This is a genomic window from Ruegeria sp. D4 (assembly GCF_056534475.1).
Genome location: NZ_JBQFPJ010000021.1, coordinates 77,189 through 85,838 on the forward strand (window position 1 = coordinate 77,189; position 8,650 = coordinate 85,838).

Annotated in this window: 6 protein-coding genes; 2 read left to right on the forward strand and 4 right to left on the reverse strand. The window is 58.7% G+C overall.

Annotation, left to right across the window (positions count from 1 at the left end; all coding sequences use genetic code 11):
* Positions 1 to 156: 156 nt before the first annotated feature.
* The 4 genes from ACR0MI_RS20720 to ACR0MI_RS20735 form a co-directional block, all read right to left on the reverse strand.
* A complete protein-coding gene (locus tag ACR0MI_RS20720; RefSeq protein WP_170817128.1) occupies positions 157 to 897 on the reverse strand; it encodes an aspartate/glutamate racemase family protein in 741 nt (246 codons plus the stop codon).
* Between the two features lie 28 nt (positions 898 to 925).
* Positions 926 to 2,164, reverse strand: a complete 1,239-nt coding sequence (locus ACR0MI_RS20725) for an FAD-dependent oxidoreductase (RefSeq protein WP_170817129.1) — start codon at positions 2,162 to 2,164, stop codon at positions 926 to 928.
* A gap of 4 nt (positions 2,165 to 2,168) precedes the next feature.
* Positions 2,169 to 4,382, reverse strand: a complete 2,214-nt coding sequence (locus tag ACR0MI_RS20730; protein WP_170817130.1) for a TRAP transporter fused permease subunit — start codon at positions 4,380 to 4,382, stop codon at positions 2,169 to 2,171.
* Between the two features lie 80 nt (positions 4,383 to 4,462).
* Positions 4,463 to 5,470, reverse strand: coding sequence for a TAXI family TRAP transporter solute-binding subunit (locus tag ACR0MI_RS20735; protein WP_170611471.1), 1,008 nt, complete (start codon positions 5,468 to 5,470; stop codon positions 4,463 to 4,465).
* Between the two features lie 129 nt (positions 5,471 to 5,599).
* Here ACR0MI_RS20735 and ACR0MI_RS20740 point away from each other — a divergent pair, with 129 nt between their 5' ends.
* Positions 5,600 to 6,568, forward strand: coding sequence for a LysR family transcriptional regulator (locus tag ACR0MI_RS20740; protein ID WP_170611469.1), 969 nt, complete (start codon positions 5,600 to 5,602; stop codon positions 6,566 to 6,568).
* A gap of 208 nt (positions 6,569 to 6,776) precedes the next feature.
* Positions 6,777 to 8,318 (forward strand): acetolactate synthase large subunit, encoded by a 1,542-nt coding sequence (locus ACR0MI_RS20745; protein WP_170817131.1) that lies wholly within the window; start codon positions 6,777 to 6,779, stop codon positions 8,316 to 8,318.
* Positions 8,319 to 8,650: the final 332 nt, after the last annotated feature.

An 8,650-nucleotide genomic window follows, 5' to 3' on the forward strand; every position in this document is an offset into this window, starting at 1 on the left:
GGCCTGCCGCGAACACGCAAACAGGTTTTGCCCATCCGTCGGGATCACAACTGTTGGGATGCCCGCGTCTTTTTTATGTATCAGCAAAAGCCGCCGACACTTGTAACGTCGCCATCTCGTGCTTTTGGGCACGTCCAATAGTGTGCCTTATGGTCTTTAAGACCAGGGCATGATCCCTGAATACGAACTGCGCGTGCTTACGGTATGCGCCATCTGCGCCAGTGTCGTCAGGTCAAAAACGGGAAGCTGCAGTTCTTCCTGAATCCGCGCGGCATAGGGTGGCAGATCGGTGCATTCCAGAACCAATGACCGGATGCCCGGGTCCCTCCGCTTCAGGTTGCGAACCGCTTGCATGACTTCAACTTCGATAAGATCAGTGTCCATACGCGTTCGCGTGTTGCGCAGGATCACTTCGGGAAATTCGGTACTGTCCTCCAGCCCTTGTACCGCGACGGGGATGCCCGCGGCACCTACACCTTCGAAATGTTTCGGCGTTAGTGCCGACGCATCTGCGGTCAGCACGCCCACTGGGGCATTTGCGCCGGTCATGTGAAACGCCAAAGGCACCTGTATCAGACTGGATGCAAAGACCGGGACGGACACAGCAGCCGCCAGTTCCTTTTGGAAGAGCGCCAGAAAACCGCAACTGCCGGTGATGGCCCGTACACCCTCGGCCTCAAGGCGCCGTGCCCCGGCGATAAAGGGGCCCAGCAGTTCCGGGGTCGGGTTCTTCAACAGGGTCGGGACGGTAACGCCATCTATCATTTCGTATAGCACCGAAAACGGCAGGCTGGACGGGTTCTTGATATGACCCGGAGGCTTGGGGAAATAGCTCTCAAGGCATAAAACCCCTATCGAGGCACCACAGATGTTCTGGCCGCCTTCGTAAATTGGCATGGTCGTCAGTTCCTTTCAGATCAGAGGTTCAAAACCGGGCCAGTGAAAACGGGTCCAGGTCGATATTTGGGCTGCGGTCGGAGATGATGTCGGCCACAAGCTCGCCGGTTTTCGGAGCCATCATCAACCCATAGTGGGAATGGCCAAACGCCGTGTAGAGACCATCTTTTCCGTTCAAAGGTCCGATTGCGGGAAGGCTGTCCGGAAAGGACGGACGCCGCCCCATCCAGAACCTTGCGCCGCTTGTATCAAGGTCCGGAACCATGGACTTGGCTTGCGCGGTCAGTGTCTTTTCCTTTCCGGGATCGGCGGGCGCGTCGACGCTTGCGAACTCGGCTGTTCCCGCGACACGAAGGCCACCCTGCATCGAGCTTGCGACAACTTTTGCGTCCACATCCATGACCGAATTGTTCAGACTGGCGGAAGGCGTTGGAAACTCGACATGATATCCGCGCTCGGCGACCAGCGGGATCGACAAGCCAAGGGGTTTCAGGATTTCGGCTGACCAGACTCCGGCGGCCAGAACGACCTTGTCGGCATGAAGGAGCCCTTGCGCGGTGGCAAGCTGCCAGCCGCCATCATGCGCACGGCTCAGCCCTTTTAGCTCGGTTTGGACGATTTCTGCGCCCTGTATTCTGGCCTTGTCGGCCAGAACCGCAGCCAACCGTCCCGGAGATGTGACGCGTGCCTGACCCTTGATCACAATGGCAGCCTTGAAATCACGGCTCAGCGCAGGTTCGATACGCCGCAATTCGACGCCATCGATGCGGTCGAGGTCGCCTCCCTTTTCCCGCCGAATGAGGTAGTCCAGCCCATCCAGGTTGGCCTGTTCCGGATGGCGGAACGCGTGGACATAGAGGCTGTCGGTGATCAGATCCTCGTGACCGGTGCCCTGCAGATGCCGCCGGTACAGATCAATGGAAGGACGGCACAACAGCTCCATCGCATCCGAGATCTCACGCACCGTCTTTTCGCCGGAGTTACCCAGAAAGCGCATCCCCCAGGGAACCATCTTTGGCCAAAACGAAAGCCGGACAGACAGCGCGCTTTTTGGGTTCAGCAGCATTGCCGGAAGCTTTTTCCAGATCCCCGGCACGGCTTGCGGGATGATCGACCACGGAGAGACAACGCCCGCGTTTCCGAACGAGGTTTCCTGCCCCGGTTCGCTTCTGTCCAATAGCCGGACGGGAATGCCGCGCTCCTGCAGGGACAACGCGCAACAGATGCCGACGATGCCAGCGCCGATGATGGTGACTTCTTTCGCCATGTTGTTATGCCGGGGAATGACTGCGGTTGCGGGCGATCATCTGAGTGACGATGACCGGAGAGGCCACGGCCAGCGCGATCAGATCAGCGGTCAGGCTGGGCGCGACAAAGATAACGCCTGCCAATGCCATCAAGATACGCGAGGCTATGTTCAGCGGCTTTAGCCAATATCCCACCACGGCGGCGGACAGGGCGATGACCCCTGCAATGCAGCTGGCGGCAGTGTAGGTGAACTCCCACAGATTGAACCCGGTTGACGACACGAACAGCAGAACCGGTGCATAGACAAAGGCCATGGGCGCGATGACTTTGCCAAGCCCAAGTGTAAAGGCGGACAGCCCGGTTCGGAACGGGTTGGAATTGGCAATGGCCGCGGCCGCATAGGCCGAAGTGCAGACCGGCGGCGTGATCTCGGACACGACACCGTAGTATAGCACGAACAGGTGGCTGGCGATGGGCGGCACGCCCAATTGCGCCAGCGCGGGCTGTGCGACCGAAACCAGCATGATGTATAACGCTGTGGTCGGGATGCCTGCGCCCATCAGGATGCAGACGATGGCGATGAACACCAGCGAGATGAACAGCTGCAGGTCTTCCATAGCAAACAGTTGGAAGCTGCCGAACGAGATCATGTTGTACAGATCCGCCGCCAGGTTGCCCGCGCCCTGCGTCACCATGAAACCGATGCGGAACCCGATGCCGGTGGTATTGATGACACCCACCACGATGCCGACAGCGGCCGCAGCGGCCCCCACGGCCAGCGAGTATTTCACGCCCAGTTCGACCGCGGCCAGCATCTCGGGAATTTCGATCCGTTTCTGGGGGTTCAGTGTAGCGATCACTGACAGGCCGCAAAGAATGGCCGTCATGGTCAGATCGAAGCCACCATCCGAGAACTTCCAAAGCACGAAGGCAAGGAACGCCGCCGCATAGATCAGTGTCGGAGGTTGCTTCAGGCGCGACATGCCCGCGATCACGGCAAGGGAGATACCGCAAAAGGCGGACATGAACGGCGTGTAGCCCGTGAACAGCACTACCAGCAGTCCGATCAGGGGCACGATATTGGCCCATCCTTCGGTCCAGACAGCCTTGAGCTGCGGCAGTTGCTCTTTCGCCAGACCCTTCAGGTTCAGCTTGCGTGCCATCAGGTGCACGACGGCAAAGACGCCGACATAGTGCAGGATGGCCGGGAAGATCGCCGCGATCACGATGGTTGTATAGGGAACCTCGAGGAACTCGGCCATGATGAAGGCGGCCGCCCCCATGATCGGCGGAGTGATCTGGCCACCGGCCGAGGACGCGGCCTCGACCCCGCCTGCAAAATGGCCGGGGTATCCCAGGCGCTTCATGTTGGGAATTGTCAGCGCGCCGGTCGAAACGGTGTTGGCCACCGAAGAACCCGAAATCGTGCCGAAGAACGCCGAGGATACCACCGACACTTTTGCCGGACCGCCGGTATAACGGCCCGCCAAAATGGTTGCGTTGTCGATGAAAAGCTGTCCCAGCCCTGTGCGCTGGGCAATGACGCCAAACAGCACAAAGTGGAACACAATTGTGGAAACAACCCAAAGTGTGACGCCGTAGATGCCTTCCTGCGGGAAGTACATCGACGATACGAAAGTTTTGAAATTCACGCCGGGATGCTGCAGCAGGCCGGGGAAATAGGGGCCGAGCAGGGCGTAGGAGATGAACACACAGATGATCAGCGGCAGCACCCAACCCAACGTGCGGCGCGCGATGTCCAGAACCAGCAGAATGATGATTACGCCCAAAATCACGTCGTACGTGTTGGGGTTGCCCATGCGGAACGTCTGTTCCTCGATCCCGAGAAACGGAATGCCGCGCCATGCGAGCCCGACATACAGTGCAGCGATGATCCCCAGCGCCATGAAGACCAAGTCGTAGATTGGGATGTTACCGATGCGGAAGCGGCTTACTTTAAGCGCATAGAGGCTTTTGGCCCCGATAATCGGTATTGTCGCATAAACCAGAATGAACAGCAGGGCCAGATAGATGCCCATGTGCCAGTGATCGGCGGGAAGGCCGAAACCGGCGGTGAAGAATTCATAGAATGCAAAGATCAGAGCGACGACTCGCAGAACCTTGGCGGTTGCGGGCGACACTTGCCGGACGGCGGCGCCTTCGTCGAATTGTTCTTCGATGGCAGCCAGTTCCTCGGCTGTCAGCTCGTGGTCATCAAGTTTCAGTGTCTCGGACATGATGGCCCCCTGATTGCGCGTATTTCGAGAACCCGGTGCCCCAGGCGGGGCACCGGGTGTTTGAGTTTCCTGAGATCGGATTACTGAAGAAGTCCGGCTTCTTTATAGAACTTCTCAGCACCTGGATGCAGCGGAACACCCAGCGCCTCGACACCGTCCAGCGCTGTCTCAGCAGTGATCTGCTTGCCCTTAGCATGGCCGTTATCCAGCAGCTTGCGGGTGTTGTCGTTCCACAGGGCCTTGGTCAGTTGATAGACCAGATCTTCAGACAGGTCCGAGGATACAACCAGCATCGCGCTGACGGCCGGTGTCTTAGTCTCACCGTCGATACCTTCGTACACACCACCCGGAATGGCCGAGGGGATATAAGCCGGAATGATCTCATTGATCTTCGCCAGATCCTCGTCCGAGAAGGAATGCAGGTTCATGCCCTTGGTCGAGGACAGCTGAACCATCGCGGCGACCGGCCAGCCCGCAGCATAGAAATAGGCGTCCAGTTGACCGTCGGCCAGACGCTCCGCGCTCTGGCTGTTGTTCAGTTCGGCCTCGTCCATGTTGTCGCGGTTGACGCCCCAGGCGTCCAGCATCTGCAGAACGGCCACCTGAGTGCCCGAACCCGCCTGCGCGATACCAACACGTTTGCCTTCCAGATCGCTCAGGTCGTTGATGGTCTGACCGGCAGGCAGCACCAGATGCAGGTCTTCCGGGAACAGATTAGCAACGATGCGCAGGTTAGGATGCGGTTTGCCTTCGAATTTGCCCTCACCCAGATACATCGAGCGCGTGACGTCGGCGGCGGCCAGACCGGCCTCCAACTCGCCGTTTTGAACGGCCGCATTGTTAAAGACAGACGCAGTGGTGGATTGCGCAATCGCGATCAGACCGGGCACGCCGCACTGGCCGCCTTCTTCACACGGGCGCGAACCCGGAGGGGCAGAAATCCCGTTTGCGATTGTGCCGCCGATGGGGAAGTAGGTTCCGCCAGCCCCGCCGGTACCGATGCGGAAAAAGGTCGGGTCCTGTGCCAGCGCCGGTGCGGCCAGCGCGCCAGCCAGAGCGATGCCTGCCAGGCATTTCGATAGTCTCATCGTTTCCTCCAAGTTGTGGATCATCGGATTCGGTTTGCCCGAAATTTGATCCCGCCAGCGTAGAGGGAATTCACATAAATACAAATTTGTTATGTTTCACAAAACTTAAATTTAGCTTATATATAGCGCATGAATCTTACCCAACTGGCCGTATTTCGCGAAGTGATGGAAACCGGTTCCATTTCTCAGACGGCGAAAAAACTGAACCGCACGCAACCAGCGATCAGCCTGGCATTGAAGAACCTTGAAAAGAACTTGGGCCTTACGTTGTTCGAACGCAAAGGGCGGCGTCTGGTGCCGGTTCCGGAAGCGCATTACCTTCTGGCGGAAACTACGGGTATCCTGGATCGGCTTTCGACGATTTCCAGTACCATGGAAGGGCTGATCAAAGGGCATTCCGGCAGTTTGAACATCGCCACAATGCCTGGTCCTTCGGCGTTTCTGTTCCCGCGGTTCATCAGCCAGTCGGTCGGGGAAAACCCCAATATACGCATCACGCTGTCCACACGCAGTTCGCCCCAGATCATGGAGCTTGCAGGCACCCAGAATATCGATTTTGGTTTCGCTGATTTTGAACACTCTGCCGGCAGAAAACCGCAATATTCAGCCGAACTCATCCGGGCTGACTGTTTTTGCGCCATAGACAGCGCACACCCTCTGGCGTCCCGGAAAAGCATAACGATTTCTGATCTGGACGGGATCCCCATGGGCGGGTTGCACGAAACCCATCCGTTCCAGCGTAAGATCCGGCAAGAGTTTCAGGACGAATCTGCAAACTACAAACCGACGGTCACCTGCCAGTACTTTCTTCCGTTGATCCCCTTTGTAAGTTCGGGTCAGTGCTGCACCATCGTTGATCCGCTGACCTTTGCCACCGAACGTGAATTGGGGCTGTCTCAGGGGAAGGTTGCGTTTTTGCCGTTCGAAAACCCGCTCAGATATGAATACGCGATCCTTCAGCCTGACCACCGACCGGCGTCACAGCTCGCGCTCAACATCAAGGCAGGCTGGAAAGCCGAAGTTTTGAAGAAACTGGAGGAAGTGGGGGCCAATCCCCGTGCAGAATGGGTTGATGAAACCGAAGGCAAGCAAGACTGAATAATCGTGATCATCAAAGGCGGGCGTCGAGATACCTTGCGACGATCACGCCGGTTTTCTCTTCATCGTGCTCTGCCGGTCCAGGCGACAAGCTGTCATGTTCAGGAGTTAGGAAAGGCATTACTGAAGGCACATAACGGGTTCTGATCGGCCGCTGAGGCCGCTAGGCTGATGTGCAGACGAGACTTTTCGAACGGTGAGAGCGAGAATGAATGGTGCAGAAAGCCTGGTCAGAACACTTCTTGGGGCGGGTGTGGACACTTGTTTCGCCAATCCCGGCACCAGCGAGATGCATTTCGTGGCGGCTCTGGATCAGATCCCGGGGATGCACTGCGTTCTTGGCCTGCAGGAGAACGTCGTCACTGGCATGGCAGACGGCTATTTCCGGATAGCGCGCAAACCAGCCTCGACCTTGCTGCATTGCGGTCCGGGTTTGGCCAATGGAATGGGCAACCTGCATAATGCCCGCAGGGCGCGGTCGGGGATAGTCAATATCGTGGGCGATCAGGCCACCTATCATGCCAGGCACGATGCTCCGTTACAGGCCGACACGGACAGTATGGCGCGCACGGTGTCGAACTGGGTGCATACCAGTTCGCGATCCGATCAGGTCGGGGCCGATGCGGCCCGTGCCATTCAGGCGGCAAAAACTATGCCGGGGCAGATCGCCACACTGATCCTGCCTTCGGATGCCAGCTGGAATGAGGGCGGCAGGGTTGCCCAGCCGCTGCCGGTTCCAGCACCGGCACAGATCGATCCTGCGGCAGTCGCTCAGGCCGCCCGCACCCTGCGGGATGAGGAAAAAGTCCTGATCCTGCTGGCCGGCCACGGTGTGCTGACCCCGGTGCAGAGCCTGGCCTGGCGGGTGGCGCAGGCGACCGGCGCGGCGCTGATGGCAGATTTCGTCACGCCGCATCTGGCGCGGGGACGCGGGCGTCTGCCGTTGGTGCGGGTGCCCTATGACACCGACCTGGCGCGCGAAACGCTTGCGAATTTCAAGACCATCATTCTGGTCGGTGCCAAACCTCCGGTGGGGTTTTTTGCGTATCCGGGGAAATCCTCGACCCAATATGCCGACGACGCACGTTTCATTCGTCTGTCGCGCCCGGATCAGGACGCCGAAGCCGCGCTTCAGGCACTGGTGGATGAACTGAACGCGCCCGCCGTCGCGATCCCTGATCCTGGCCCTCGACCCGAGGCCCCTTCGGGCGCTTGCAGCCCGGAAGGTCTGGCGCAGGCAGTTGCGGCTTTGATGCCCGAGAATGCGATCATTTCGGATGAAAGCGTGTCCTATGGACGGGCTTTCTATCCGCACACCTTCGCGGCCCCAGCCCATGACTGGCTGCATCTGGCCGGAGGGGCCATTGGCGATGGCCTGCCGGTGGCCACCGGGGCCGCCATCGCGGCTAAAGGTGAACGCCGGGTGATCAGCTTGCAGGCCGACGGCTCGGCGATGTATTCGCTTCAGTCGCTCTGGACACAGGCGCGCGAAGGGCTGCCCTGCACGACGATCATCATCTCGAACCGCAAGTACCAGATATTGATCGGCGAATACGGCAATGTCGGTGCAACGCCGGGCCCTACGGCGATGGACATGCTGGACCTTGGCAAACCGGATCTGAACTGGGTCAATCTGGCCAACGGCATGGGGGTCGAGGCCGCAGTGGCCACCGATCTGGACCAGCTTGGCGATCTGATGCAGGCCAGTTTCGCAAGACTCGGTCCATTCTTGATCGAGCTGATCGTCTGATGGTGCCCGATACGTCGCCGCGCCTCGGGAGAGCAATAAGAATACGACATCTTAGAGCGCGGTGTTTGACCCTGTTGGGTCTAAGGCGTGTTAGGCGAGGGTAGAACAGAGCAAGAAGAACGGGTGGCGAACAGCGGTTTCGAACCTCAAAAACATACCCCTCGGGACATGCCAGATATACTGCAACCACCGTGGCAGAACGGCAGGCTGCAATGCGCGCCCCGATTGCAATCGAAGTATTAATGAACTAGTGACGCGCCATCTGTAGACATGGTGGATAGCTTAATGAAGATTCTGATCACGGGGGGCGCGGGTTTTATCGGGTCGCGGCT

Bases quoted from the DNA above. Each gene is read 5' to 3' on its own strand.
- ACR0MI_RS20720 (WP_170817128.1), bottom strand. From the start codon at position 897: ATGCCAATTTACGAAGGCGGCCAGAACATCTGTGGTGCCTCGATAGGG.
- ACR0MI_RS20725 (WP_170817129.1), bottom strand. From the start codon at position 2,164: ATGGCGAAAGAAGTCACCATCATCGGCGCTGGCATCGTCGGCATCTGT.
- ACR0MI_RS20730 (WP_170817130.1), bottom strand. From the start codon at position 4,382: ATGTCCGAGACACTGAAACTTGATGACCACGAGCTGACAGCCGAGGAA.
- ACR0MI_RS20735 (WP_170611471.1), bottom strand. From the start codon at position 5,470: ATGAGACTATCGAAATGCCTGGCAGGCATCGCTCTGGCTGGCGCGCTG.
- ACR0MI_RS20740 (WP_170611469.1), top strand. From the start codon at position 5,600: ATGAATCTTACCCAACTGGCCGTATTTCGCGAAGTGATGGAAACCGGT.
- ACR0MI_RS20745 (WP_170817131.1), top strand. From the start codon at position 6,777: ATGAATGGTGCAGAAAGCCTGGTCAGAACACTTCTTGGGGCGGGTGTG.